This is a genomic window from Streptomyces actuosus, assembly GCF_016921115.1.
Taxonomy (GTDB): Bacteria; Actinomycetota; Actinomycetes; order Streptomycetales; family Streptomycetaceae; genus Streptomyces; species Streptomyces actuosus_A.
In genome coordinates this window covers 1-25,252 of record NZ_JAFFZS010000044.1, presented here as the reverse complement: position 1 = coordinate 25,252, position 25,252 = coordinate 1, and the positions used below count along the sequence as shown (strand labels likewise).

Annotated in this window: 22 protein-coding genes and 2 pseudogenes; 10 read left to right on the top strand and 14 right to left on the bottom strand. The window is 73.0% G+C overall.

All coding sequences use genetic code 11. The annotated features are described in order from the left end of the window. Nucleotides 1–59: 59 nt before the first annotated feature. Entirely contained in the window at nucleotides 60–1,265 is a 1,206-nt protein-coding gene (locus tag JS756_RS32155; protein ID WP_205386797.1) for a serine hydrolase domain-containing protein, read from the top strand. 88 nt (nucleotides 1,266–1,353) lie between these two features. Here the strand turns inward: JS756_RS32155 and JS756_RS32150 are convergent, their stop codons facing one another. After that, nucleotides 1,354–2,268 carry a helix-turn-helix domain-containing protein gene (locus tag JS756_RS32150; RefSeq protein WP_205386796.1) on the bottom strand — a complete coding sequence of 305 codons (915 nt, stop codon included), beginning with the start codon at nucleotides 2,266–2,268 and terminating at the stop codon, nucleotides 1,354–1,356. 843 nt (nucleotides 2,269–3,111) lie between these two features. Between JS756_RS32150 and tal the strand changes: the two genes are divergently transcribed. The 7 genes from tal to JS756_RS32115 all read left to right on the top strand — a co-directional run bounded on the left by tal (nucleotide 3,112) and on the right by JS756_RS32115 (nucleotide 12,388). Beyond that, complete coding sequence (gene tal, locus JS756_RS32145) at nucleotides 3,112–4,296, top strand: transaldolase (RefSeq protein ID WP_205386795.1); 1,185 nt, start codon at nucleotides 3,112–3,114, stop codon at nucleotides 4,294–4,296. After that, nucleotides 4,293–5,855, top strand: a complete 1,563-nt coding sequence (gene zwf / locus JS756_RS32140) for a glucose-6-phosphate dehydrogenase (protein WP_205386794.1) — start codon at nucleotides 4,293–4,295, stop codon at nucleotides 5,853–5,855. Before tal ends, zwf begins: the two co-directional genes overlap by 4 nt. Continuing rightward, nucleotides 5,852–6,778, top strand: coding sequence for a glucose-6-phosphate dehydrogenase assembly protein OpcA (gene opcA, locus JS756_RS32135; RefSeq protein WP_205386793.1), 927 nt, complete (start codon nucleotides 5,852–5,854; stop codon nucleotides 6,776–6,778). The genes zwf and opcA overlap by 4 nt, the downstream gene beginning before the upstream one ends. Before the next feature lies 1 nt (nucleotide 6,779). Next, entirely contained in the window at nucleotides 6,780–8,462 is a 1,683-nt protein-coding gene (gene pgi, locus JS756_RS32130; RefSeq protein WP_205386792.1) for a glucose-6-phosphate isomerase, read from the top strand. A 2-nt stretch (nucleotides 8,463–8,464) separates the two neighbouring features. Further along, nucleotides 8,465–9,343 carry a phosphogluconate dehydrogenase (NAD(+)-dependent, decarboxylating) gene (gnd, locus tag JS756_RS32125; protein ID WP_205386791.1) on the top strand — a complete coding sequence of 293 codons (879 nt, stop codon included), beginning with the start codon at nucleotides 8,465–8,467 and terminating at the stop codon, nucleotides 9,341–9,343. A 110-nt stretch (nucleotides 9,344–9,453) separates the two neighbouring features. Next, a complete protein-coding gene (locus JS756_RS32120) occupies nucleotides 9,454–10,917 on the top strand; it encodes a membrane-associated oxidoreductase (protein ID WP_205386790.1) in 1,464 nt (487 codons plus the stop codon). A 214-nt stretch (nucleotides 10,918–11,131) separates the two neighbouring features. After that, nucleotides 11,132–12,388 carry a serine hydrolase domain-containing protein gene (locus JS756_RS32115; RefSeq protein ID WP_205386789.1) on the top strand — a complete coding sequence of 419 codons (1,257 nt, stop codon included), beginning with the start codon at nucleotides 11,132–11,134 and terminating at the stop codon, nucleotides 12,386–12,388. On the opposite strand, the gene ribA is transcribed toward JS756_RS32115, so the two are convergent. Next, complete coding sequence (gene ribA, locus JS756_RS32110; RefSeq protein ID WP_205386788.1) at nucleotides 12,378–13,052, bottom strand: GTP cyclohydrolase II; 675 nt, start codon at nucleotides 13,050–13,052, stop codon at nucleotides 12,378–12,380. The two genes, JS756_RS32115 and ribA, sit on opposite strands and share 11 nt — an antisense overlap. A 111-nt stretch (nucleotides 13,053–13,163) precedes the next feature. On the opposite strand from ribA, the gene JS756_RS32105 reads away from it, so the two are divergent. Further along, entirely contained in the window at nucleotides 13,164–13,943 is a 780-nt protein-coding gene (locus JS756_RS32105; protein WP_205386787.1) for a creatininase family protein, read from the top strand. 119 nt (nucleotides 13,944–14,062) lie between these two features. Here the strand turns inward: JS756_RS32105 and JS756_RS37280 are convergent. The 5 genes and pseudogenes from JS756_RS37280 to JS756_RS32085 all read right to left on the bottom strand — a co-directional run. Next, a pseudogene (locus JS756_RS37280) lies at nucleotides 14,063–14,923 on the bottom strand (lysylphosphatidylglycerol synthase transmembrane domain-containing protein); the annotation flags it as partial. Between the two features lie 44 nt (nucleotides 14,924–14,967). Then, the gene (locus JS756_RS32100) at nucleotides 14,968–15,975 is read right to left on the bottom strand and encodes a trans-aconitate methyltransferase (RefSeq protein WP_205386786.1); all 1,008 of its coding nucleotides are present in this window, start codon (nucleotides 15,973–15,975) and stop codon (nucleotides 14,968–14,970) included. Next, nucleotides 15,972–17,162, bottom strand: coding sequence for a glycosyltransferase family 4 protein (locus JS756_RS32095; protein WP_307791291.1), 1,191 nt, complete (start codon nucleotides 17,160–17,162; stop codon nucleotides 15,972–15,974). Before JS756_RS32095 ends, JS756_RS32100 begins: the two co-directional genes overlap by 4 nt. A gap of 35 nt (nucleotides 17,163–17,197) precedes the next feature. Then, nucleotides 17,198–17,596: a 6-pyruvoyl trahydropterin synthase family protein gene (locus tag JS756_RS32090; RefSeq protein WP_205386785.1), complete on the bottom strand. Its 399-nt coding sequence runs from the start codon at nucleotides 17,594–17,596 to the stop codon at nucleotides 17,198–17,200. Between the two features lie 113 nt (nucleotides 17,597–17,709). Next, the gene (locus tag JS756_RS32085) at nucleotides 17,710–18,702 is read right to left on the bottom strand and encodes a zinc-dependent alcohol dehydrogenase (protein WP_205386784.1); all 993 of its coding nucleotides are present in this window, start codon (nucleotides 18,700–18,702) and stop codon (nucleotides 17,710–17,712) included. Nucleotides 18,703–18,808: 106 nt separating this feature from the next. On the opposite strand from JS756_RS32085, the gene JS756_RS32080 reads away from it, so the two are divergent. Further along, nucleotides 18,809–19,591, top strand: a complete 783-nt coding sequence (locus tag JS756_RS32080) for a CDP-alcohol phosphatidyltransferase family protein (protein WP_205386783.1) — start codon at nucleotides 18,809–18,811, stop codon at nucleotides 19,589–19,591. A 99-nt stretch (nucleotides 19,592–19,690) separates the two neighbouring features. On the opposite strand, the gene JS756_RS32075 is transcribed toward JS756_RS32080, so the two are convergent. The 7 genes and pseudogenes from JS756_RS32075 to JS756_RS32050 form a co-directional block, all read right to left on the bottom strand. Next, nucleotides 19,691–19,870 (bottom strand): DUF397 domain-containing protein, encoded by a 180-nt coding sequence (locus JS756_RS32075; protein WP_438817361.1) that lies wholly within the window; start codon nucleotides 19,868–19,870, stop codon nucleotides 19,691–19,693. A gap of 7 nt (nucleotides 19,871–19,877) precedes the next feature. Continuing rightward, nucleotides 19,878–20,290 (bottom strand): annotated as a pseudogene (locus tag JS756_RS37275) (DUF5753 domain-containing protein); the annotation flags it as partial. 186 nt (nucleotides 20,291–20,476) lie between these two features. After that, on the bottom strand, nucleotides 20,477–21,628 hold the full coding sequence (locus tag JS756_RS32070) for an ADP-ribosylglycohydrolase family protein (RefSeq protein WP_307791284.1): 1,152 nt from the start codon (nucleotides 21,626–21,628) through the stop codon (nucleotides 20,477–20,479). Next, complete coding sequence (locus JS756_RS32065; protein WP_205386781.1) at nucleotides 21,625–22,023, bottom strand: hypothetical protein; 399 nt, start codon at nucleotides 22,021–22,023, stop codon at nucleotides 21,625–21,627. The genes JS756_RS32070 and JS756_RS32065 overlap by 4 nt, the downstream gene beginning before the upstream one ends. Nucleotides 22,024–22,376: 353 nt before the next feature. Continuing rightward, nucleotides 22,377–23,126 carry an SMI1/KNR4 family protein gene (locus tag JS756_RS37270; RefSeq protein ID WP_240204678.1) on the bottom strand — a complete coding sequence of 250 codons (750 nt, stop codon included), beginning with the start codon at nucleotides 23,124–23,126 and terminating at the stop codon, nucleotides 22,377–22,379. Nucleotides 23,127–23,295: 169 nt separating this feature from the next. After that, nucleotides 23,296–24,639: an endonuclease domain-containing protein gene (locus JS756_RS32055; protein ID WP_205386780.1), complete on the bottom strand. Its 1,344-nt coding sequence runs from the start codon at nucleotides 24,637–24,639 to the stop codon at nucleotides 23,296–23,298. 106 nt (nucleotides 24,640–24,745) lie between these two features. After that, on the bottom strand, nucleotides 24,746–25,051 hold the full coding sequence (locus JS756_RS32050; protein ID WP_205386779.1) for a hypothetical protein: 306 nt from the start codon (nucleotides 25,049–25,051) through the stop codon (nucleotides 24,746–24,748). Nucleotides 25,052–25,252: the final 201 nt, after the last annotated feature.

Below are 25,252 nucleotides of genomic sequence, written 5' to 3'. Positions count from 1 at the left end.
CGGAGCCACCGAGGGTGTTGCGCGGACCGGCCGGCGTGGGAAGGGCCGACAGTGCCCGCATGACGCGTACCCGCAGAATCTGGCTGTGTGCCGCCTCCGTGCTGGCGCTGACCCTGCCCGCCGCACCCGCCGTCTCCGCGCCCGCACCGCACCATCCCTCCCACGCCTGCGGCCCCACCCCCGCCGCGTCGCACGGCCGGGCCGAGAAGATCGCCCGCATCATCCGGCAGAGCCGCGAGGAACTCGGTCTGAAGGCCGTCCTCGCCAGTGTGACCGTGCACGGACGGGAGGTCGTCACCACCGCCACCGGCGAGTCGATGACCGGCGTGCCCGCGACCACCGCCATGCACTTCCGCGTCGGCGGGGTGGCGATCGGCTATCTGAGCACGGTGCTGCTGCAGCTCGCGGACGAGCACCGGGTGGACCTCGACGCACCGGTGTCCCGCTGGCTGCCCCGGCTGCCGCACGGCGACCGCATCACCCTGCGGATGCTCGCCGACTCCACGTCCGGCCTCTACGACTACGTGCCCGACCCAGGCTTCCTCAAGGCCCTGCGGGACGACCCCTTCCGGCAGTGGACCCCGCGCGAGCTCGTCCGCATCTCCACGAGCAAGCCGCTGTGGTACGAGCCGGGCACCAACTGGAGCTACTCCCACGCGAACTTCGTGCTCCTCGGCGCCGCCCTGGAGAAGATCACCAGCACGCCGCTGGACCGGCTGCTGCGGGAGCGCGTCCTCGACCCGCTGGGCCTGGACGGAACCCGCAGCAGCACCACGCCCGACATCCCGGGGCCGGTGCTGCACGCCTTCACCGACGAGCGCGGCCGCTACGAGGAGTCCACCTTCTGGAACCCCTCCTGGACGATCGCCCCGGGCGCGGTGATGACGTCGACGATCTGCGACGTGGTCCGCTCGGCGCGGGCCGTCGGCTCGGGTGAGCTGATCTCGCGTCGGGCCCTGCGGACCCTCCGCGATCCCGGCACCGTGGGCATCGGCGGCCCGACCGCCACCTGCCCGGAGACGGTGTGCCGGGCTCAGACGGAGGAGGCCCACTTCGGCCTGGGCGTGGTCGTCCGCAACGGGTGGGTCTTCCAGAACCCGCAGTTCTCCGGCTACGGCGCCGTCATGGCGTACCTGCCCGAGGAGGACCTGGCGATCGCGGTCGCGGCGACCGACGGCCCCTCCGCCGCCGCGGGCAACACCGCGGAACCGGTCGCGTCCCGCATCGCCGCGCTCCTGGCGCCGGAACACCCCCTGTTCGGCTGACCCCCGGGCACCGGCCGTCGCGGGCCCGGGTCGGGGGGCGAGAGCGACACCGGCCGGCCTCCGGGACAGGTGGGGCGTACGCCACCCGCTACCGCAGTTCCGCCCGGAACTGCGCCGGCGTCAGGTCGGTGCGCTGGTGGAAGAACTTGGAGAAGTTCGCGGCGTCGGGGAAGCCGACCGCGGCTCCGACACGGCCGATCGGCAGGTCGGTGTGGGCGAGGAGGCGCTTGGCCTCCAGGACGACGCGCCGGTCGATGAAGCTCTTGGGGGTCTGCCCGGTGGCGGCGCGGACCGCGCGGACCAGGGTGCGGCGGGAGTAGCCGAGGGCGTCGGCGTAGGCGCTGACGGTGTGGTTGGTGGCGAACTCCCGCTCCACCGCGTCCCGGAAGAGGGTGAAGGCGGTGTCGGCCTGGTGCCGGTCCGCCTCCGCCGAGGTCGCGGCGAGGTGCGCCAGGCGCAGCAGGAACGCCGTCAGCGCGTGCCGCAGGACGGCCGTGTGCAGGCCGGGCGGGAGGGTGGCGGTGGTGGCGGCGTCGGCGTACTCGCCCTGCAACCGGGTCAGGGCCCCCCGGAGCGCGGCGAGCCGGACCGGATCGGGGCGCAGCAGCGGCGGCAGGTCGTAGCGGTACAGGCCGGTGGCCTCCACGGTGGCGCGGGGCAGGAAACCGGGCTGCATGGTCAGGACGGTTCCGCGGTACTCGCTCCGCCCGGAGAAGCGGTGGACCTGGCCCGGGCGGATCCACAGCACGTCGCCCGCCGCCGCCTCGTACTCGGCGAAGTCGACCATGTGGCGTACGGGGCCGGCGTCGAAGAAGAGCACGACGTGGAAGTCGATGCGGTGCACGCGGCGGAGGGCCGCGTCCGCGGGCCAGGCTCCGCCGGTTCCCATCGGGCCGATGTGCAGGCCCACGCCGCCGACGTTCGGGTCGACCGGGAAGGGGAGGGTCCTGATTCCGTCCGCGCTCTCGCCGCCGACTCCCTGTGCGATGGATCTGTCCGCCATGTCCTTCTCGTACCGCCCGACTCCTGCTCTCGATGTCCCACTTTCACCACAGGCTGGCACACCCCGACCTTCCCGCGAAAAAGTCAGACTTTTAAGTTTGAACACGTCAGACCGCGAGATCGCCCCGACCGAGGACTTCTTGAAGATCAGCACGCAGATCCGCCACGGTGCGGTGTGCACCGCATGCGACCGGCGTGCCGCTCGTACCGCGAGTTCCCTGGCGGCGAGCGCCGCACAGCGGGCCGGGACGGGGCAGCCCGGGGGGGCGGCCATGACCCCGGCACCGGACGCTCCCCTTCAGAAGGTGACGGGACGCGGCCCGGCCGGTCCGGTCCGGACCGGCCTCGAAGGATTCGCCCGGCCGCCGGGCCACCGCACCCCGCTCGGCCTCGGTCCCGGCTCCACCCGGCCGGCCGGGACCGCATGCCCCTCGACGGCACGATCTCCTTCCGCCCGGCGGGTGGCCCGCCGTCCCAGGCTCACCCGTACGGCCGTACCGCCTCCTTCGGGGTCCGCGCCCTCGGCCGGGCCGCGGGGACGTACACCCTCGCCCCGAACAGCGCCGTCCCCGCCCACGGCGGGACCTCCCCGGCGGCATCCGGCTCCCGGTGCCGCGCCCCGCACGCTCCAGGGGACGCACGGCGCGGCGGGTCCGGGCGAGGAAGAAGGGCGCGCCGGCCGAGCGAGCACCCGGCCCCGGTGCGCACCGCCCCGGCCCGGCCGTCGTCCGCCCGGCGCGTGCCGACGAGACCGCGGTGCCCGGGGCCGAGACCCTGAGAACGTCGCGCGCAGCCCGGGAATCACCGGCTGCCGCGCGTGGTTGATCCGATCGCCGGAAAGAAGATGATCATTGTGACCGAAGCAACCGCCCCCGCGGGAGCGCTCGAACGCCTCCGGGACGAGGGCGTGTCGATCTGGCTGGACGACCTGTCGCGTGAGCGGATCTCCTCCGGCGACCTCGCCGAACTCGTCGCGACCGGACGCATCGTCGGCGTCACCACCAACCCGTCCATCTTCCGGGCCGCCATCGGTGCCGCGGTGTGGGGGTCTCCCCGCGCGCACGGGGCCGGGAGCGGGGGAGGCTACGAGGAGCAGCTCGCCGACCTGGCCGCGCGGGGCGTCCCCGTCGACGAGGCCGTCCGTATGATGACCACCGCCGACGTCCGGTCCGCGGCCGACGTGCTGCGGCCGGTGTTCGAGGCGAGCGGCGGCCGGGACGGCCGGGTCTCCATCGAGGTGGACCCCCGCCTGGCCCATGACACGACCGCCACGATCGCCGAGGCGAAGCAGCTGGCCTGGCTGGTGGACCGGCCGAACGTCATGATCAAGATCCCGGCGACCAGGGCCGGACTGCCCGCCGTCACCGCGGTGCTCGCCGAGGGCATCAGCGTGAACGTCACGCTGATCTTCTCCCTCTCGCGGTACCGCGAGGTGATGGACGCCTACCTGGAGGGTCTGGAGAAGGCCGCCGCGGCGGGCCGGGACCTGTCGGCGATCCACTCCGTCGCGTCCTTCTTCGTCTCCCGCGTCGACGCCGAGATCGACCAGCGGCTGACCGTGCTGGGATCCGAGGAGGCCGGCGCCCTCAGGGGCCGGGCGGCACTGGCGAACGCGCGACTGGCCTACGAGGCCTACGAGGAGGTCTTCACCGGCGAGCGCTGGACGGCGGTGTCCGGGGCGGGCGCCCACAAGCAGCGCCCGCTGTGGGCCTCCACCGGGGTGAAGGACCCGGCGTACAAGGACACCCTGTACGTGGACGAGCTGGTCGCCCCCGGCACCGTCAACACGATGCCGGAGGCCACGCTGCACGCGGTCGCCGACCACGGCGTGATCACCGGCGACACCGTCACCGGCGGCTACGCGCAGGCGCACGCCGACCTGGCGGCCGTGGAGCGGCTCGGGATCTCCTACGACGAGGTCGTGCGGCAGCTGGAGGAGGAAGGCGTGCAGAAGTTCGAGGCGGCCTGGCAGGACCTGCTGGACGCCGTGGCGAAGGCACTGGACAGCAAGGGGGTGGACGCGGAATGACCGCGACCCCGCTGAGGGAGCTGACGGCTCCGGCCGCCGGCTGGAGGAATCCGCTGCGCGATCCGCGCGACCGACGGCTGCCGCACATCGCCGGCCCCTCGGGGCTGGTCGTCTTCGGCGTGACCGGCGACCTGTCCCGCAAGAAGCTGATGCCGGCCGTGTACGACCTGGCCCATCGCGGCCTGCTGCCGCCGGGTTTCTCGCTCGTCGGCTTCGCCCGCCGCGACTGGGCCGACCAGGACTTCGCGCAGGTCGTGCACGACGCCGTCGAGGAGCACTCGCGCACCCCGTTCCGCGAGGAGGTGTGGCAGCAGCTCTCGGAGGGGATGCGGTTCATCCCCGGCGACTTCGACGACGACACCGCGTTCACGCGGCTGCGCGACACCGTCGAGGACCTGGACCGGGCCCGCGGCACCAGCGGCAACTACGCGTTCTACCTGTCGGTGCCGCCGAGGTTCTTCCCGAAGGTGGTCCAGCAGCTGAAGAAGCACGGGCTGGCGGACGCGCCGGCCGGCTCCTGGCGGCGCGCGGTGATCGAGAAGCCGTTCGGCCGCGACCTGGCCAGCGCCCGCGAGCTGAACGCGATCGTGCACGAGGTCTTCGTGCCGGACCAGGTGTTCCGCATCGACCACTACCTCGGCAAGGAGACCGTCCAGAACATCCTGGCGCTGCGGTTCGCCAACCAGATGTTCGAGCCGATCTGGAACCGGTCGTACGTGGACCACGTGCAGATCACCATGGCCGAGGACATCGGCATCGGCGGCCGGGCCGGCTACTACGACGGCATCGGCGCCGCCCGCGACGTCATCCAGAACCACCTGCTGCAACTGTTGGCGCTGACCGCGATGGAGGAGCCGATCGCCTTCGACGCGGAGTCGCTGCTCACCGAGAAGCTGAAGGTGCTGAAGTCGGTGGAGCTGCCGGAGGACCTCGGCCGGCACACCGTGCGCGGGCAGTACGGGCCGGCCTGGCAGGGCGGCGCCGAGGTGCGCGGCTATCTGGAGGAGGACGGCATCGACGCGGGCTCCACCACCGACACCTACGCCGCGATCAAGCTCGGCATCGACAACCGCCGCTGGGCGGGCGTCCCGTTCTACCTGCGCACCGGCAAGCGGCTGGGCCGCCGGGTCACCGAGATCGCGGTGGTCTTCCAGCGCGCGCCGCACTCCCCCTTCGACACCACGGCGACGGAGGAGCTGGGCCAGAACGCGATCGTCGTCCGCGTCCAGCCCGACGAGGGCATGACCGTCCGGTTCGGCTCCAAGGTGCCGGGCACCTCCATGGAGATCCGGGACGTGACGATGGACTTCGCCTACGGCGAGTCGTTCACCGAGTCCAGCCCGGAGGCGTACGAGCGGCTCATCCTGGACGTGCTCCTCGGCGACGCCAACCTGTTCCCCCGTCACCAGGAAGTGGAAGAGTCCTGGAAGATCCTCGACCCGATCGAGGGGTACTGGGCGGCGCACGGCAGGCCCGCGACGTACGCGTCGGGAAGCTGGGGACCGAAGGAAGCGGACGAGATGCTCGCACGAGACGGACGGAGCTGGCGCAGGCCATGAGGATCGACCTGACCGACACCACGGCAAGCAGGATCAACAAGGCGCTGGTGCAGGGGCGGCGCGCGCTCGGCACCCCGGCCGTGGGCATGGTCCTGACGATGGTGATCGTCACGGACGAGGAGAACGCCTACGACGCGATCAGGGCCTCCGAGGAGGCGTCGCACGAGCACCCCTCGCGCACGCTCGTCGTCATCAGGCGGCAGGCCCGCACCCCCCGCGACCGCACCCGGTCCAAGCTGGACGCCGAGGTGCGGGTGGGCGCCGACGCCGGCACCGGCGAGACGGTCGTGCTGCGGCTGTACGGCGAGGTGTCCGAACACGCCGACTCCGTCGTCCTGCCGCTGCTGCTGCCGGACGCCCCGGTGGTCGTGTGGTGGCCGGCGGAGGCCCCGCAGAACCCGGCGGAGGACCCGCTCGGGGCGCTGGCCCAGCGGCGCATCACCGACCTGTACGCCGTGGAGAACCCGCTGGAGGCCCTGGACATGCGGGTCCGCTCCTACGCGCCGGGCGACACCGACCTGGCCTGGACGCGGCTGACCCCGTGGCGTTCGATGCTCGCCGCGGCCCTGGATCAGGCCCGCACGCGGGTGACCTGGGCCGCGGTCGAGGCGGAGGCCGACAACCCGGCAGCCGAACTGCTGGCCCGCTGGCTGGAAGCCCGGCTGGAGGTGACGGTGGACCGGGTGGTCACCGCCGGTCCGGTCGTCACCGCCGTACGGTTGGGCACCGGGGACGGCGAGATCGTCATCGACCGCCCCGAGGGCCCGCTGGCCACGCTGAGCCTGCCCGGGCAGCCCCCGCGTTCACTGGCGCTGAAGGTCCGCGCCACCTCCGAACTCATCGCCGAGGAACTGCGCCGGCTCGACGCCGACGAGATGTACGCCGTCGCCCTGCGCGGCAAGGGCAGCAAGGAGAACGTCTGACATGAGCGAGACCCCCCAGCTGACGCGGCGCCCCGAGTGGACGGCCCTGGAGGACCACCGCGCCGAGTGGCACGCCCACCTGCGCGGACTGTTCGCCGCCGACCCCGGCCGCGCCGAGCGGTACGTCGTCACCGTCGGCGACCTGCGCATCGACTACTCCAAGCACCTCGTCACCGACGAGACGCTCGCCCTGCTGCTGGAACTTGCCGCCGCCACCGACGTGTTCGGGCTGCGCGACGCCATGTTCCGGGGCGAGAGGATCAACGTCACCGAGCGGCGCGCCGTGCTGCACACCGCGCTGCGCGCCCCGCGCGGCGCGGTGGTCGAGGTCGACGGCGAGAACGTGGTGCCGCACGTGCACGCCGTGCTGGACCGCATGAGCGACTTCGCCCGGCGGGTCCGCTCCGGGGAGTGGACCGGCCACACAGGCCGGCGCATCCGGAACGTCGTCAACATCGGTATCGGCGGCTCCGACCTCGGCCCGGCGATGGCGTACGAGGCGCTGCGCGCCTTCACCGACCGGGACCTGACGGTGCGTTTCGTCTCCAACGTCGACGGTGCCGACCTGCACGAGGCCGTGCACGACCTCGACCCGGCCGAGACGCTGTTCATCGTCGCGTCCAAGACCTTCACGACGATCGAGACGATCACCAACGCCACCTCGGCGCGGGCCTGGCTGCTGGAGGGGCTCGGCGACGGGGACGCTTCGGGGGCCGGCGACGCCGGCAGCGCGGTGGAGAAGGCGGTGGCGAAGCACTTCGTGGCGCTGTCGACGAACACCGAGAAGGTCACCGCGTTCGGCATCGACGTCGACAACATGTTCGAGTTCTGGGACTGGGTCGGCGGCCGGTACTCCTACGACTCCGCGATCGGCCTGTCGCTGATGATCGCCATCGGCCCCGAGGCGTTCCGGGAGATGCTCTACGGCTTCCACACCGTCGACGAGCACTTCAGGACCGCTCCCCCCGAGGCCAACGCCCCTCTTCTGATGGGCCTTCTGGGCGTCTGGTACGGCAACTTCTTCGACGCCCAGTCGCACGCCGTCCTCCCCTACAGCCACTACCTGTCGAAGTTCACCGCCTACCTCCAGCAGCTGGACATGGAGTCCAACGGCAAGTCGGTGCAGCGCGACGGCGAGCCGGTGGAGTGGCAGACCGGCCCGGTGGTGTGGGGCACGCCCGGCACCAACGGGCAGCACGCCTACTACCAGCTCATCCACCAGGGCACCAAGCTCATCCCCGCCGACCTGATCGGCTTCGCCCGCCCGGTGACCGAGCTGAGCGGCCGCCTCGAGGCCCAGCACGACCTGCTGATGGCCAACCTCTTCGCACAGGGCCAGGCACTCGCCTTCGGCAAGACCGCGGAGGAGGTGCGCGCCGAGGGCGTGCCCGAGGAGCAGGTCCCGCACCGCACCTTCGGGGGCAACCACCCCACCACCACCGTCCTCGCCCGCGAGCTGACCCCGTCGGTGCTGGGTCAGCTGGTCGCCCTCTACGAGCACAAGGTGTTCGTGCAGGGCGCGATCTGGAACATCGACTCCTTCGACCAGTGGGGCGTGGAACTCGGCAAGGTCCTCGCCAAGCGGGTCGAGCCCGCCCTCACCGAAGGCGCCGACGTCCCCGGCCTCGACCCCTCCACCGCCGCCCTCGTCGCGGCCTACCGCGACCTCAAGGAAGTGAAGTAGCCATGCAGCTCGGTCTCATCGGTCTCGGCAGGATGGGCGGCAACATGCGCGAGCGGATCCGCCGCGCCGGCCACACCGTCATCGGCTACGACCGCGACCCCGGGGTCTCCGACGTCGGGAGCCTCGCCGAACTGGTCCAGCAGCTCCAGGCGCCGCGCGTGATCTGGGTGATGGTCCCGGCCGGCGCCGCCACGCAGTCCGTGATCGACGAGCTGAAGGAGCTGCTCTCCCCCGGCGACCTCGTGGTGGACGGCGGCAACTCCCGCTGGACGGACGACGAGAAGCACGCCGTGGAGCTCGGCATCAAGGGCATCGGCTTCGTCGACGCCGGTGTCTCCGGCGGCGTGTGGGGCCTGGAGAACGGCTACGCCCTGATGGTGGGCGGCGACCGGGAGAACGTGGAGAGGCTGCAGCCGGTCTTCCAGGCGCTCAAGCCGGAAGGCCCCTACGGCTACGTCCACGCCGGCAAGGTCGGTGCGGGCCACTTCTCCAAGATGGTCCACAACGGCATCGAGTACGCCATGATGCAGGCCTACGCCGAGGGCTGGGAACTGCTGGAGAAGGTCCCCTCCGTGGAGAACGTCCGCGAGGTGTTCCGCTCCTGGCAGGAGGGCACCGTGATCCGCTCCTGGCTGCTCGACCTCGCGGTCGGGGCCCTCGACGACGACGCGCACCTGGAGAAACTGCGCGGCTACGCGGAGGACTCCGGCGAGGGCCGCTGGACGGTCGAGGCGGCCATCCACAACGCCGTCCCGCTCCCGGCGATCACCGCCTCCCTCTTCGCCCGGTTCTCCTCCCGCCAGGACGACTCGCCGCAGATGAAGATGATCGCCGCTCTGCGCAACCAGTTCGGCGGTCACGCGGTCGAGTCCTCGAAGTAGGCCCGGACCCGTGGCGGGTCCCTTCGATCCGCCACCTCCGGATTCCCTTCAACATCCCTCCTTCGAAAGCCCGTTGACACCCACGGCCCGGCCGGGTCAGAGTCCCGACGATGGAGATCGGTGATCTGACCCCGGCCGAGCTGCGGGTGCGCGAGGCCTTCGCGGCAGGCGTCCACCTCGACTTCCGCCCGTCCCCCGACGACCGCCCCGCCGACGGAGCGACCTGGGGACCGGAGCGGACCGTGCGCGCCCACGTGCTGCGCGCGCTGCTGCTCGACGGCCCGCGGCAGGACGGCGAGATACCGGCACTGAACCTGGCGGGCGCCCGGATCACCGGGCAGCTCGACCTGCAGTACGCCACGGTCGGCCATCCGGTGCGGCTGCGCCACTGCCATTTCGCCGAGGCGCCGCGCTGCTACGCGGCCCGGATGCGGGAGCTGAACCTGAGCGAATCCGTCCTGCCGGGGCTCGTCGCGCACGCCGTGCACGTCGACGGAGTCCTGCGGCTGACCCGCACCCGGTGCACCGGAACGGTACGGCTCGGCGGGGCCCGGATCAGCGGCAGCCTGTACCTGGAGGGCGCCGAGATGTCCGCGCCCGAGGGGGACGATCCCGTACTCCAGCTCAACCAGGCCGCGATCGGCGCCGACCTCTGGGCGCCCGGGCTGCGAGTCCAGGGGCAGGCGCGACTCAACGGTGCGGGCATCGCCGGGACGGTCAACCTCAACGAGGCCCGGCTCCACCACCCCGGCCGTGCCGCGTTCGACGCCGAGACCCTCTCCACCGGCGGCCATGTGCTGCTGCGCCACGCCGAGGTGCTCGGCTGGGCGGGGCTGCGCGGCGCGCGCATCGCGGGGCGGCTCGACCTGTCGTACGCCCGCCTGTCGAACCCGGGCGGTCCCATGCTGCGGGCGAGCAGCTCGGTGATCGGTGAGCTGTGGCTGCGCAAGGGCCCGCCGATGGAGGGCAGCCTCAACCTGCGCCGCGCCCGGATCGAGCGGCTGATGATCGAGCCGGAGTCGGTGCCGGGCGAGGTGATGCTCGGCGACCTCACCTACACCTCCCTCGCCCCGCACGAGCCGGCCGAGCGGCGCCTGCCCATGCTGGAGCGGGACCGCAACGGCTACGTCCCGCACGCCTATCAGCAGCTGACGGCCGCCTACCGCCGCGTCGGCGACGACCACGCGGCGCGGCTGGTGCAGCTGGACAAGCAGCGCCGTCACCGCAGGACGCTGCCCTGGTACGGCCGGCTGTGGGGCCTCGTCCAGGACGTCACCGTCGGCTACGGATTCCGCCCGCTGCGCGCGGCCGGCTGGCTGCTGTCCCTGCTGGCGATCGGTTCCGTCACCTTCGCCCTGCACCATCCGCTGCCCCTGAAGGCGGACGAGGCGCCGCCCTTCGACCCGGTCTTCTACACCCTGGACCTGCTGCTGCCGGTGATCTCCTTCGGGCAGGAGGCGGCCTTCGCACCGGCCGGCTGGTACCAGACGCTGTCGTACGTGCTGGTCGTCACGGGATGGATCCTGGCCACGACGGTCCTCGCGGGGGTGACCCGCTCGGTCAGCCGACAGTGACCCCGGGCACCGGCGGGCGTGCCGCCGGTCCTCGCGGGCCTCTCCGCCGCGGGCGCGGTGGTGGCCGGCCGGCTGCCCGGCCGGGTGCCGGGCGGCGGTGCGGAATCCGGCCGGCGGAGGTTTCGGGCGGGTGTTCCTGCGCGACATCGAGATCGCGGGGCGGTCGGGCGGGGTGAGCCGGACCGCACCGGGAACGGCGCGACGAAGGAGAACGATGGCACTGCTGCGGCAAGAGGCGGATCCGGCCGAGGTCGGACTGGACGCGAAGGCGCTCGGCCGCCTCGACCGGTACTTCGCGCACCGCGTCGACGAGGGCCGGCTGCCGGGCTTCCTGGTGTCGGTGGCCCGCGGCGGACGCGTCGCCCACCTCACCGCGTACGGCCGCCGCGACGTCGCGGCCGGGCTTCCCGTCACGCCGGACACGCTGTGGCGGATCTACTCCATGACGAAGCCGGTCACCGCCGTCGCGGCACTGCTGCTGGTGGAGGAGGGCCGGCTGTCGCTGGACGACCCGGTCGAACGCCATCTGCCGGCCTTCGCTCAGCCGCGGGTGTACGTGAGCGGCCATGACGCCCCCGGGGCCGGGGAGGGGGACGGCGGGGGCGTCGTCACACGCCCGGCAGCCGGACCGATCCTGGTGCGGCATCTCATGACCCACACCGCGGGCCTGACGTTCGCCTTCTACCACACCCACCCGGTGGACGCCCTCTACCGCGCGGCGGGCCTCCAGTCCTCGGTGCCGCCCGGCGCGGACCTGGCGGAGACGATCGAGGTGTACGCGCGGCTCCCGCTCCAGTTCGACCCGGGTACGCAGTGGAACTACTCGGTCGCCTCCAACGTCCTGGGCCGGATCGTGGAGGTGGTGTCCGGGCAGCCCCTCGACGTGTTCTTCGCCGAGCGGATCCTCCGCCCGCTCGGCATGACGGACGCCGGCTTCCAGGTCGGCCCCGAGCAGGCCGGCCGACTCGCGGAGCTGTACGGCGACACCGACGACGGCTGCCTCACGCCGATCCCCGGGCTGCCGCTGCACGGCCGGCCCCGGTTCCTGTCGGGCAGCGGCGGCCTGGTGGCGAGCGCGCACGACGTGCACCGCTTCATGGAGCTGCTGCGCCGCCGCGGCGAACTCGACGGCACCCGGCTGCTGAAGCCGCGGACCGTCGACCTGATGGCCCGCAACCACCTGCCGGGCGGGGTCGACCTGCGCGCCTTCGGCAGCCGCCCCGCTCATGACGAACCCGGCAACGACGGCGTCGGCTTCGGCCTCGGTGTGTCGGTCGTGGTCGACCCGCGGCGCGCCCTCGCCCCGGCGGGGCTCGGCACCTACGGCTGGAGCGGTGTCGCCACCACCACGTTCTGGGTCGACCCGACCCGCGACCTGACCGTGCAGTTCATGACGCAGGTACAGCCCCGCCGTTCGCTTCGCCTCTTCCCCGAGCTGAAGCGGCTCGTGAACGAAGCGGTCACCGGCTGAGCTGGCCCACGGCGTCCAGGTGGGGCAGGTGGTGGTCGAGCCGCTCCCGCTTGGTCCGCAGGTAGGTGATGTTGCTCTCGCACGGCGGGATCAGCAGCGGCACCTGCTCGGTGACCCGGACGCCGTGCCGTATCAACGCCTCCCGCTTGCGGGGGTTGTTGGACATCAGCCGCACCGAACGCACACCCATGTCGCGCAGGATGCCCGCGGCGGCGCCGTAGTCGCGGGCGTCCACCGGCAGTCCCAGGGCGAGGTTGGCCTCGACGGTGTCCAGGCCGTCCGCCTGCAGGGCCATCGCGCGCAGCTTGGCGAGCAGGCCGATGCCCCGCCCCTCGTGCCCTCTGAGGTAGACGACGACACCGCTGCCCGCGGCGACCACGGCGCGCAGCGCGGCGGCCAGCTGGTCCCCGCACTCGCAGTGCTGGGAGCCGAAGGCGTCGCCGGTCAGGCACTCCGAGTGCAGCCGGGTCAGGACGTCCTCCGCACCCGGCTCGCCGTACACGAGGGCCACCTGCTCGTCGCCGGTGTCGTGGTCCAGGTAGCCGACCGCCCGGAACTCGCCGTACACCGTGGGCAGCGGGGCGGTCACGACGTGTTCCACTCCGGTGCGGGCCGGCGGCTTGGTACCGAGCAGGCCGAGGGGCGCGGGGCTGTTTTCTGTCATGATCTGGTTCCTAAGCATTCCCAGGCAGTCCGACCGGAAGGGCCGGGCTGAACGGACTGAGCCGACTGAGCGAGCCGAGCGAAGCGGGCAGAGACGAAAGGCCATGAAGCGATGGAAGGTTCGGGCAGGCACACGGCGGCGCACGGTCTGGTACCGGCGGACACCGCGGAGGACGTACGGGCACGGGCGGCGAGCGTCTCAGCACAGGTCGCCGTCCTTCCCGTCGGCAGCTACGAGCAGCACGGCCCGTACCTTCCGCTGGCGACCGACACGCTCGTCGCCTGCGCCGTCGCGCGGGAGATCGCGGCTGCGCACCCGGTGCACCTCCTTCCTCCGGTGACGGTCTCCTGCTCCCACGAGCACGCGGCCTGGCCGGGGACCGTCAGCATCTCCTCCGTCACGCTGCACGCCGTGGTCCGCGACATCGCGGACTCCCTGCGCCGCTCCGGCGTCCGTTCGCTGGTGCTGGTCAACGGGCACGGCGGCAACTACGTGCTGGGCCATGTCGTACAGGAGTCCGCCGCCCGTGGGGAGAGCCTGGCGCTGTTCCCGGCCGCCGAGGACTGGGAGACGGCGCGCGAGCGGGCCGGGGTGGCCACGTCGCTGCTCACCGACATGCACGCGGGGGAGATCGAGACGTCGATCCTGCTGCACGCTCATCCGGAATGGGTCCGTCCTGGGTACGAGTCCGCCGATCACACCGCGGACGACCGCCGTCATCTGCTCACCCTCGGCATGGCCGCCTACACCGACTCGGGGGTCATCGGCCGTCCCTCCCTGGGCTCCGCGGACAAGGGGAAGGCGCTGCTGGCGAGCCTCGCGGACTCCTTCGGCACGTACCTGTCCCTGCTCACCTCCGACGTCGCCCCCGGAGCACCGGACCACTCCTGACGGCCGCCGGGCGGGGCCGACCGCCGGCGGACGAGGAGGACGAACGCGCCCGGCAGCGCGGCCGCGAAACTGAGCGCCCCGTAGACGACCGCGGTCGCCAGTCCGGTGCCCGCGCCGAGCCCCGCCGCGCCGAACGCCCAGGCGGTGACGCCCTCGCGCGGCCCGAAGCCGCCGATGTTGAGCGGCAGGCCCATGGCCAGCAGGGCGAGGACCGCGAGCGGCAGCAGCGCCAGCAGCCCGGCCTCGGTCCCGGCGACCCGGGCCGCGACCAGGAACGTCGCCACGTGCCCGGCGAGGACGACGAGGGAGGACACGGCGACCCGGGGCCCGCTCGGCCGCGACAGCAGCCCCTGGCGTGCCTCGGCCAGCGCCGCCCGCAGGGTCCGGGCCCGCCGGGAGGCGGCGGACGCGCGGTGCGGGATGCGGCTCATCCGCACGGCGAGCACCACGGCCAGCGCGCCGACCGCCCCCAGGGCGGCGAGCGGGAGCACATGGCGCACCTCGGCGCGGACCGGGGAGTCGACGACGAGCAGGACGGCCGATCCGGCCGCGGCGAGGGCCACTTGGCCGGCCGTGCGCTCCAGCACCACCGCCCGGACGCCCCGGCCGAGGTCACCGGCGCTCTGTCCGTGCCGCACCGCCCGGTGCACGTCGCCGAGGACGCCGCCGGGCAGGGCCGCGTTCAGGAACAGGGCCCGGTAGTAGTCGGCGACGGCGATGCCCAGCGGCAGCCGGATGCGCAGCGCGCGGGCGACCACGGCCCAGCGCCAGGCGCTTCCCACGGTGGTGACCGCGCCGATGCCGAGCGCCGCGAGCAACGCGGGTGCGTCGATCCGCCGCAGCCCGTCCAGGAACGCGCCGGTGCCCAGCCGCCACAGCAGGATGCCGAGCAGCGCCGCGCCGGCGACGGTGCCGAGGTGCCGGCGCAGGGCGGGGCGTGCCGGGGTGGTGCCGGCCGCGCGGGGCGGCGTGCGGAACACGGTCTCCGTGGCGGGCAGCGCCGGTGCCGGCGCCTGTGCCGCACTCACGGGGCGACTCCGCCCGTGCGCGGCAGTGCGAGCAGGTCGCTGTGGTGGACGGTGACGTGCAACTCGCCTGCTTGCAGCTGTTCCAGACGGTTCACCAGGTAGGTCCCGGCGCGCTCGCGCAGCTGCGGGCGCTGCTCGACCGCGGCGCCGACCCAGCCGCGCAGCCACTGCGCGGTCAGTGCGGCGTCGCCGGGGCCGAGCCGCCAGGCGCTGGGGCGGACGTGGACGGGCGCGCCGTGCTCGGCGAAGGCCTCGCAGGCGGCGGTGACGGCGTCGGGGCCGAGCAGACCGCTTCGGCGCTGGTGGTCGTTGAAGGCGGCGGTGATCTCCGCGTCCAGCGGATCGGCCGGGGCGAGGCCGACCCGCCCTGCCACCGACAGCGTGAGCAGCGCGGGGCAGCCGGCACCGGCGCAGGCCGCGGCGAGCGTCTCGACCTCCTCGCGGGTGAGGACGTCCAGCAGGGCGGAGGCGGTCACGAGACCGGCGCCGTCCAGGGCGTCCTGGGTGAGCCGGGCGACGTCGCCGCGGCGGGTCTCGACGGTGACGCGGCTGCCGTCCGCGGCGGCCTGCGGGGAGGCCACGGCGGCGAAGTGCAGCAGGTAGGGGTCGCGGTCGTGGAGGACCCAGTGCTGGGCGCCGTCCAGGCGCGGGGCGAGCCAGCGGCCCATGGAGCCGGTGCCGCAGCCCAGGTCGTGCACGACCAGCCCGCCGCTCCCGTCCGGCGCGCCGGCGGGCCGGTTCCGCAGCGGATCGAGCAGCTCGACCGCGCGCGCGGCGGCGTCGGCGCTCTCCCTCAACTCCAGCCACTCGGGCGCGTACCGGGGTGCTTCCTCGGCGGTCGTGCTCCCGCCCTCGCGCAGCCGCACGGTGGGCCGCTCCCCGGGGCGGACCATGGGCCCGGCCCCGGCGATGACGTCGTCGTGGCCGCGCGGCTGCGGGTCCGCCTGCGCGGGCCCGGGCTGGACGGGAAGCGCGCCGCCCGGCACGGTCGTCGGCCTGCTCATGCCGCCCTCCTCGGTTCCTCCGGGAGCCGGCCGAGAACGCCGGCCAGGCTCTGTGCGGTCGCGGCCCAGCCGCCGAGCGCGGCGCGCCGGGCACGGGCGGCGGACTTCAGGCGACGGCGTACGTCCGCCTCGCCGAACCAGCCGCGCAGTTCGGCGGCGAGGGCGGCGGGGTCCTCCGGTGGGACGAGGATGCCGGGCACGCCGCCGTCGGGCGCGCGGCCGACCGCCTCCGGTACCCCGCCGACGTCGGTGGCCAGCACCGGGATGCCGCGGGCGAGGGCCTCGGTGACCGCCATGCCGTAGGTCTCGGCGTAGGAGGCGAGGACCATCAGGTCGGCGGTGGCGTAGTTGGCGTCGAGGGCGGCACCGGTCTGCGGGCCCGCGAGATGGACGCGGTGCTCCAGCCCGTGCGACGCGATGAGACCGCGCACCTCGGCGACGTACTCCGGGTCGTGGTCGAGGCCGCCGACGCACACGCAGCTCCACGGCAGGTCGGTCACCGCCGCCAGGGCGTTCACCAGGCGGTGCTGGCCCTTGCGCGGTGTGACCGCGGCGACGCACAGCAGGCGGGAGACGCCGTCGGTACCGGCGGCCAGGGGGGCGATGTCGGCGCCGGGGGCGGCGACGTGCACCCGCTCGGGAGCCAGGCCGTGGTGGGAGACGAGGCGGCGGACGGCCCAGTCGCTGGTGGCGACCACCGCGGGCACCGCCCGCAGCACCTCGCGCTCCCGCGCGTCCAGTGCGGCCGCGGTCTGCGGGGCGAGGCCGGTCTCGTCGCCGAGCGGGAGGTGCACGAGGACGGCGATCCGCAGCCGCTCCGCCTCGGGCACGACGACCTCGGGCACCCCGCAGGCGACCAGTCCGTCCAGCAGGACGACCGCGCCGTCCGGCAATGCGCCGAGGACCCGGCCGAGTTCGGCACGGGCGGCCGGGCCGGGGTCCGGCCAGTCGCCGTGCACCAGGTGCTGCGCGACCCGCCAGCCGAAGCCGGGCAGGTCGAGGCAGATCCGGCGGTCGTAGGCGTTGCCGCCGCTCGGCGCGGCCGGGTCGGCTACGCCGCCCGGCATCACGAAGTGCACCAGGCGCAGGGACATGGGAACGATGTCGGTCTGGGCGAGCGCCGGATGCTGGGCGGGGATGTGGCCGAGCCGGGTCCGGACCCGCTGGTCCCCGGCCGCGTCGGTCACGGTGGCGTGGGTCGTGGGCGTGACGGTCGTGTGGGTCACAGGGCACGCTCGTAACTCGCCCACGCGATGTGCGATTCGTGGAGCGTGACGGCGATCCCGGCGATGCCCCGGGCGCCCTCGCCCAGCGCCCCCTTGTGGATGCGTTCGGCGAGCCGGTCCGCGATGACGCGGGCCAGGAACTCGGTGGAGGTGTTGACCCCGGCGAAGTCGGGCTCGTTGTCGAGGTTCCGGTAGTTCAACTCGCTGACGACAGCTCCGAGTTCACGGGTGGCCAGTCCGATGTCGACGACGATGTTGTCGTCGTCCAGCTGCTCGCGCCGGAAGGTGGCGTCCACCAGGAACGTCGCTCCGTGCAGTCGCTGCGCGGGGCCGAAGACCTCGCCGCGGAAGCTGTGGGCGACCATGATGTGATCGCGGACGGTGACACTGAACAACGGACGACCCTCCAGGTGCGGTGCGTCGGGCCCCGGCCGGCGGTGGCCGGGGACGTCGTGTAGTACGGCTCCTGCCTTCCCCGCGTTCAGCGCCGTCCCACTCTTTTCTCAGGTCAGGCGCTTCGGCCTGCCTCTTCGTAGCGGATGCGGTGGCACAGTGCCGGGATCGCACCCGAGGCCAGTTTCGGCAGGACGGCGGGCAGTTCCCCGAACCCGGACTCCCCGGTGACGAGGGCGTCGAAGACAGGGTCGGCGAGCAGACCGAGGGCGAGGGCGAGCCGGTCGGCATAGGTGCGGGTGCCGGCGCGGGCCGGGGAGACGGTGCCGACCTGGCTGCTGCGGAGGGTCAGCCGCCGGGAGTGGAAGGCCTCGCCGAGCGGCAGGCTCACCCGCCGGTCGCCGTACCAGCTCAGTTCCAGGACGGTGCCCTCGGCGCGAAGCAGCTCCAAGGAGCGGGCGAGACCGGCCTCGGTGGCGCTGGCGTGCACGACGAGGTCGCAGTCGCCGCGCGCCTCCTCGGGTGCGGCGAAGCCGACACCGAGGGCGTCGGCGGTCGCGGCACGGGCGGGGTCGGCGTCCACGAGCTGGACGTCGACGCCCGGGAAGCGGGCGGCGAGCGCGGCGACGGAGCAGCCGATCATGCCGCCGCCGACGACCGCGATCCGGTCCCCCACCAGCGGCGGGGCGTCCCACAGCGCGTTCACTGCGGTCTCCACGGTCCCCGCGAGGACCGCCCGCTCGGCGGGCACCGCCTCCGGCACGACGGTCAGGGCGCTCACGGGCACCACGTACCGCGTCTGGTGCGGGTACAGGCAGAAGACGGTGCGCCCGGCCAGGTCGTCGGGGCCCTCCTCCACCACACCGACGTTGAGGTAGCCGTACTTCACCGGTGCGGGGAAGTCGCCCTCCTGGAAGGGTGCCCGCATCACCGCGTGCTGGCTCGCCGGGACGCCACCGCGGAAGACCAGCGTCTCCGTGCCGCGGCTCACCCCGGACCACAGGGATCGGACCACCGCCTCCCCCTCGGCCGGCTCCGCAAGCACGACGTCGCGGATCTCGCCGTGCCCCGGTGAACGGAGCCAGAAGGCGCGGGCGGACCGGTTCATCGGATTCCTCCTGAACGATCGGGAATCAGTTCGCGTAAGCAGAAGTACCAGGCCGCGCACAGTACGCGGCGTTGATCGACTCTGTCACTCGGCCGGAGGGTGTGCGGTGGCCCTGAACAACCTTTACGACGCGAGGCCGGTCCAGCAGGAGACCGCCGTGGGAGCGGGGGTGCAGCTCCTGCTCCTGGCCCTGCTCGGCACGGCGATCGGCATGGGCCCGGCGGGCTGGCTGGCCGGCCTGGCCTTCGCCCTCGCCAGCTGGGCGGTCCTCTCCCGCGCCCTGCACCGCTCCGGCCTGGCCTCCTTCGGCCCCGCCAACCGTGTCACCCTGGGCCGCGCCACGCTGGTCGGCGGGGTGACGGCACTGGTGGCCGACTCCTTCGAGAGCACCCCGCCGGTGGCGCTGCTGGTCGCCCTGACGGCGGTGGCGCTGCTGCTGGACGGCGTCGACGGCAAGGTGGCCCGCCGCACCGGCACCTCCAGCGCGCTGGGTGCCCGCTTCGACATGGAGGTCGACGCGTTCCTGATCCTGGTGCTCAGCGTGTACCTCGCCATGCAACTGGGCCCCTGGGTCCTGCTGATCGGCGCGATGCGCTACGTCTTCGTCGCCGCGGCCCGGGTGTGGCCGTGGCTCAACGCCCCGCTCCCGCCCAGCACGGCCCGCAAGACCGTCGCCGCGCTGCAGGGCATCTGCCTGCTGGTCGCGGGGTCGGAACTGCTGCCGGCGGCGGTCAACAGCGGCGTGGTCCTGCTGGCGCTGGGCTCGCTGGTGTGGTCCTTCGGCCGGGACGTGCTGTGGCTGTGGGACCGCCAGCGGGGACTCCCGACCGCCGACGCGGAGGAGACACCGCTGCGGGCCGAGGACGCGCGGGAGCTGGTGGCGCGGTGACGAGATGACGGACCGCAGCCATCGCACCACCTGCGGGGAGTCCTCCAGGGACGCCCACGGCAAGAGGTCCAACGCGTACGTGGTGGACCACGTGCCCCTTCAGCGCCCGGCGACCATCCGGACGAACCCGGCCCATGCCGAGACCCCGAGGACCAGCCGGTCGCCTGCCCCCCACTTCGAGTCCCGGACCAGGACCGTCTCGTGAGCCGCGGCCACCTCGACACACTCGCCGCCCTCGCCACTGCTGTAGCTGCTCTTGCACCAGACCGGCTCAGGCACCGTCGGCTCATCCGGCTGGTGAGTCATCTCTCTCCATCAGGAGATCCTCGACGAAGGCCAGCGACTTCAGGGGGGTCAAGGCTTGCGCCCTGAGAATGCCGTACTGCTCCTCGGCGTCCCGCACCTCGGCACGGTCGGTGCAGAGGCGACTGCTCTGCTGGACTTCAACGTAGGCCGTCCTGCGCCCTTCACGGTTTCGATCAAGGTGAACGGGCCACCGAGGCCGCAGTGTTCGGTTCCCTCCGTCGGCAACACCTGAAACGCCACGTTCCTCCGCTGTCCGAGCAGCAGGATCTGCTCCAACTGTCCCTGAAGCACGTGCCCGTCTCCGACGGGCCGCCGCAGGACGGACTCCTCGCTCACGAGGCTGAGCGTCGGCAGGGGTCTGCGCGCGAAGATCTCCTGGCGGGCCAAGCGCGCACCGGGCTTGTAGACGCCGCACGGCCCGCGCGGGGCCCGCCGGGCCGACGCGCCGCCCGGAGCCCCGACCGGAGCAGTCGTTCCAGGGACTTGAGTACCGCTGCGTCGCGGCCGTCGGCGCCCGGGAGGGCGCCTGCCGTTCGCGACAGCCGTCAGGGGGCGGCCGCCTGCGTGCGGCCGGGGATGTCACCAGCCCGGATAGCGGTCCCACCAGTGCGGATCCCATGCACGGACGTACTCGCTCCCGCTGGGTGAGTCGTCGAGTTCCAGGACCAGGTCGCGGGCCAAGGTGTCCACGACCCAGGCGAGTTCGTGTCGGCCGGCGAGGTCGACGGGCAGGGCCTCGACGCCGTGGACGGCGCCGAGCAGGGCACCGGCGACGCAGGCGACGGAGGCGCCGTCGGGGGCCTGGGCCGCGAACTCCAGCGCGGCACGGATGCCGGCGCGGTCCGGGCACGAGGCCGCTGCGTAGACGCCACCGAGCAGTGCCGCGGGTGCGGTGGCGTCGGGGGCGAGCCGTGCCAGCCGCCGCACGTCGGCGGGGTCGTCGAGAGCGTTCCGGAGCGCCGCCGCGATACGACCGTGCTCGTCGCCGGTCAGGGGCAGGCCCGCGGAGGGCAGGGCGGTGACACCGGCGTGGAGTGCCTCCCGGACGGAGGTGCCGGAGTGTAGGGACGGGCCCGGCGGCCCCGCGTCCCCGGTCGCCGTCAGGCAGTGGTGTGCCAGGAGGGCCGCGTGGGCGGCGGCGGACTGCGCGGCACCGTCCCCGTGGGTGAGGGCGGCGACGGCGCCCGACAGGGCGATGCCCTGCGGCCCGGTGACCGCGATCGGAAGACCGCGGGTCAGGGCGTGGCAGCCGCGGCTCGCACCTGCCATCCGCTCCTCGCCCTCCTCGACCCGGGACAGGGCCGTCACGGTCGCCGGTGCACTGCCGCGCCGCTCGGCCAGCGCGGGCACGCGGGCGAGCCAGCCGTCCGGCCACGACGGGGCGCCACCCTTGTTCCAGCGGCGGCGCATCCTGTCCGTCTCGATGCCCTGGAGGTACGCCCACCGGCAGTAGGCGTGCAGGACCACGCCGGGTGCGTAGCAGATCCCCTTGTGGTTGCCACGCACCTGCGCGCGGATGACGCCTTCCGCGGTGAAGCAGGCCAGCTGGGTGCTGACGCCGGCCCGCAGCGGGCCGGCGTCGGGCAGCCTGCCGCGGGCTCCGCCCAGGGTGTCGCCGAGCGCCAGCCCGAGCATCATCCCGCGGACCCGGGACTGCCTGCGCAGGAGCCGCCTGTGGTGGTCCTTCCCGTGCGACGGGGAGGCGAGCCCCTGTTCGTGCGCCGGACTCACAGGCCTGCGCGCGCCAGCAGCACGGGCAGGGCCTCCGGCTTCACCTTCTGCACCGAACGCACTTGACCCAGCATCAGTTCCTCCCGGCCCACGGGCGTGCGGTACAGCCTCTTCGTGGCCTCGGTCAGCAGGGTCGCGGCGACGACGTGCGAGACGTCGGGGTCCTCGGTCTCCTCCCAGGGCTCCTCGTCGATCCGGGCCACCGCGGCGACCGCCGCCTCCGGGTGGCTGAAGAAGAACCACAGGCGGTCGCCCGGGCTCATGCGGTAGCGGCGGCTGAGCCAGAACTCGAGCTCCGGTTCCTCCTCGGCCAGCCGGCGTATCGTCTCCTTGCCGGACGGTTCCCCGTCCAGGGTGTCCTTGTTCGGGTTGAGGATGTAGATCCAGTCCGCCACTGCGTTTTCGCCCCTCGGTCACAGCACTCGGCCCACGAGTGAGCCGGACACGCACGGCACGGGCGGCAGTCTCCTGCCCTGGGGAGCTCGGTCCCCCGGCGCCCCGTCGCCGGCCGTTCACGTCGCCACGCGCGTCCGCCTCCTGCACGATGATCGCATGCACGGAGGGGTGGGTGTGAGGCCGGAGACGGCTCCGGACGCTCACCGTCTCTCCCCGACCGGCACTCGTTCCTCTCCGTCTGCGGCCGCCCGGCGGCGATCAGGTCCACGTTCGGCTGCGGCAGGCCGCGGGAACATGTCCCGTCACCCCCGAGACGGTTGGGTGGTGGTCGGCCCGGCCTCACCTCGCGCGTCTACCGGTTGAAAATCTGCGAGTTGGGTTCGAAGCGATTCCTGTCCTCAGGGTCCACGACGTCGTCGAGGTCGGTGAAGTAGAACGATGACGTCGTACCGGCCACCACTTCGAGCAGGAACTGGCTGCACGACATCGGATGGGCCTCCCAGAGCGGACCGCGCCCCTCGTTGAGCACGACGGTCCACTCCTCCGGTTCCGCTTCGGGCCGGACCAGCCAGTACAGGAAGAGTCCCGTGCCTTCGTCATAGCCCCAGGGCACCAGCCTGGCTCTGCCGTCCTGGAGTTCCGACGGCTTGTCCTCGCCCGCTTCCCAAAGTTCTGCGAGGATCTCCTCGCGTTCGGCGGTCTGGGCGACCAGGTCGTACATCGCATCCGGGCAATCCGGTTCCAGGAGCCGGAGAATTCCCGCGAAGACCCCACCGCCGTAGACCTCTACGAGTCGCTTGTAGTCGGCGGGAAGGACGATGCCCAAGGTGCCTTCCACAGCGGACCAGTTCACGACTCGCCCGCCGCCGGGCGGCGGGCAGAGGCGCACGAGCGGTTCGGTGTGCCGAAGACTCCGGGCGATCCGTATGTCACAGGGCAGGGCGCTGAACCGTGGCGGGGTCCTGGCCGCGTCGACCACGACCGCACGCAGCCGGTCGCCGACCTCGGCGCGGGGGGTGTCCGACCACCACGAGGGGTGCTTGAGCCGGTCGATGAATCCGCCATGCCCGTCCGCGCGGACGGTGACTCCTACCGAAGCCACGGCTGTGACGACTACATCGAACTCTTGGTGATCGGCAGGCATGACGCCCACCCTGCACCATCTCGGCAGGCAGGAACGCAGCAGGGTGCGACCTGGGCCGTGCGGAGTGACCGTGTCGGGATCAGTGGCTGCGGGGTGGGGCCGAGGTGTCGGTTCTCCCGGTGTCCGCTCAGAACAGTGCCAGGTCCTCGCCGCTGGTGTCCGCGATGACTGGCCGGGGCTGGGCGGGGAGGCCGTCCAGGCGGTCAGGACCCGCCGCGGCGGCCACGGCAGGGGCCGTCTCGGCCAGCCAGATGCGAAACCGCTCGGTGGCTTCGCGATAGGCGACCTGCGCCAGGACTCGGTGCTCGCCGGAGGGGCAGAAGTCGACAGCGACGGTGAGCAGGCAGGAACGGGGCGCGTTCTGACTGCCCGTCCAGGACACGCGCAGGACACCGCAGGGCTTGCGCCCGCGGGGGGCGCGGTGGGTCGGGCGCAACGATCGGCAGGCCGTGTGGGCGGTCCATGCGGCGAGGTGTGGTAGGGGCAGGGTGGTGCGTGCGCGGCAGCCGGGGCAGCGGTGCCAGTGGCGGAGCCAGTCGCCGGCGTCGGTGTCGAAGAGGTGCGTGTAGCGGTTCGCCACGCGGATGTCGTTGCCGTACAGGTGGTCGGGGCGTTCCTGTGTGTTGCAGGACTGGCAGAGTGGGGCGCGGACGTAGCCGTGTTCGTGGCAGTGGTCGAGGACGGTGGCGGGCGCGGTGCGGCAGACGGCGCACGCCCAGCCGGCAACTCTGCGGGAGGTGCCGGGCTTCCGGCTGAGCACCGAGTACAACTGGCCTTCCAGCTCTCTGCCGTACGGGCGCAGTGAGGCGGTGGGGTCCTCGCGGCTCGTCGGCTGTCGAGGGTCGGCTTCTCGAACCTGCCGGGCGTGGGAGGGCGGCTCGGTGACGGCTGCGCCTGCCCGGCGGGTCCGCGCGGCGTGCACCCACTGCTTCTCGGCGTGCTCGGCCGCGTCGAGCATCCTGACCACGGCGCGCGGCAGCCACCATGTCCGCTGCGCCCCGTCGCGGGTCTGCTCCACGAGTATCCGTCGCCAGTCGATCCCCGCCAGGTGGTACGGCCGGCCGTCCTCACGTCGTGCTGCCGACTCGGGACCGGCCGGCTCGTGCAGTGCCCGGGTGATGCGCCGGCGCCAACGCAGTGGCGTTTCCTTGGTGCACTCCTGCCTCGGCACCCCTCGAAACGGACCGATGCGGACCAGGTCCTGCCGATCCGTTCCCACCGCGTTCAGTTGCGTGGCCGCCCGGCGCACCTCAGCCTCAGCAACAGTCCACTGACCGCCGCTCGCCCTCACCGTCGCCACCACATGGCTTCCGAGCAGGACGTACCCCGCCTGGGCATGGGCCGGAAAGCGGGTAACTGCTCCAGGCGCCGTCGGCACAGCACTGTCGGCCGTCAGATCGACCCACAGAGCGTCTGCGGCATCCAGGGTGATCAGGCCGTCCGTGCGACCGGGCATGACACGCTCCGACATACCGACAGGTTATCGGCCTCCGACGCGGCACCGGCGTCCCAGCGCTGACCTGCCGTCCATCTACGCGTCAGGGGCGGCTTCTGCACGCCCCCGCGGCCCGGGCGGGTCAGTCAGCTCTGTCGTTGAGGCCTTCGCGTACCCCCCGACGCGGGTAGCCGAACCGTTCGCCGAGCGCGACAAGCGTTCCGTACGTCTCTCTGTCAGCCGGCACCGGCACCAGGTACGTCTTGAGGGCGCGCAAGAAGAACCGGAAGCCGAGATCCGCACAGCATTCGGTCACCACCCGCTCCAGGGCAGGAACGAGTCCGGTCACCGGAGGCCCGGAATGGAGAGTCTCGGCGGCTCGGCTCAAAGTCTCGGTGACCGAGCCGATCACCTGGACGACGTCCCGGCGCGGCTCCGCGTCCAGCACTGGCCGTGGCGGCGGGACAAACGCCGGATCGCTCCGGTCTTCCTCTTTGGCGGCGGTCTTCTCCAGGGCGGTGAGTGTCGGCGGCGGCTGAAATCTGGTTCTGGATCACTTTCCGTGCAGCGTTGACGGACGGTCACGGGCCCGCCCCCGCCGCACGGTCACCCGGCCAGCAGGACGCGCTTGCGGAGCAGGGCCAAGCCC

What these genes read in the sequence shown, in the direction of transcription:
- JS756_RS32155 (WP_205386797.1), top strand. Translation starts at nt 60, where the DNA reads ATGACGCGTACCCGCAGAATCTGGCTGTGTGCCGCCTCCGTGCTGGCG.
- JS756_RS32150 (WP_205386796.1), bottom strand. Translation starts at nt 2,268, where the DNA reads ATGGCGGACAGATCCATCGCACAGGGAGTCGGCGGCGAGAGCGCGGAC.
- tal (WP_205386795.1), top strand. Translation starts at nt 3,112, where the DNA reads ATGATCATTGTGACCGAAGCAACCGCCCCCGCGGGAGCGCTCGAACGC.
- zwf (WP_205386794.1), top strand. Translation starts at nt 4,293, where the DNA reads ATGACCGCGACCCCGCTGAGGGAGCTGACGGCTCCGGCCGCCGGCTGG.
- opcA (WP_205386793.1), top strand. Translation starts at nt 5,852, where the DNA reads ATGAGGATCGACCTGACCGACACCACGGCAAGCAGGATCAACAAGGCG.
- pgi (WP_205386792.1), top strand. Translation starts at nt 6,780, where the DNA reads ATGAGCGAGACCCCCCAGCTGACGCGGCGCCCCGAGTGGACGGCCCTG.
- gnd (WP_205386791.1), top strand. Translation starts at nt 8,465, where the DNA reads ATGCAGCTCGGTCTCATCGGTCTCGGCAGGATGGGCGGCAACATGCGC.
- JS756_RS32120 (WP_205386790.1), top strand. Translation starts at nt 9,454, where the DNA reads ATGGAGATCGGTGATCTGACCCCGGCCGAGCTGCGGGTGCGCGAGGCC.
- JS756_RS32115 (WP_205386789.1), top strand. Translation starts at nt 11,132, where the DNA reads ATGGCACTGCTGCGGCAAGAGGCGGATCCGGCCGAGGTCGGACTGGAC.
- ribA (WP_205386788.1), bottom strand. Translation starts at nt 13,052, where the DNA reads ATGACAGAAAACAGCCCCGCGCCCCTCGGCCTGCTCGGTACCAAGCCG.
- JS756_RS32105 (WP_205386787.1), top strand. Translation starts at nt 13,164, where the DNA reads ATGGAAGGTTCGGGCAGGCACACGGCGGCGCACGGTCTGGTACCGGCG.
- JS756_RS32100 (WP_205386786.1), bottom strand. Translation starts at nt 15,975, where the DNA reads ATGAGCAGGCCGACGACCGTGCCGGGCGGCGCGCTTCCCGTCCAGCCC.
- JS756_RS32085 (WP_205386784.1), bottom strand. Translation starts at nt 18,702, where the DNA reads ATGAACCGGTCCGCCCGCGCCTTCTGGCTCCGTTCACCGGGGCACGGC.
- JS756_RS32055 (WP_205386780.1), bottom strand. Translation starts at nt 24,639, where the DNA reads ATGTCGGAGCGTGTCATGCCCGGTCGCACGGACGGCCTGATCACCCTG.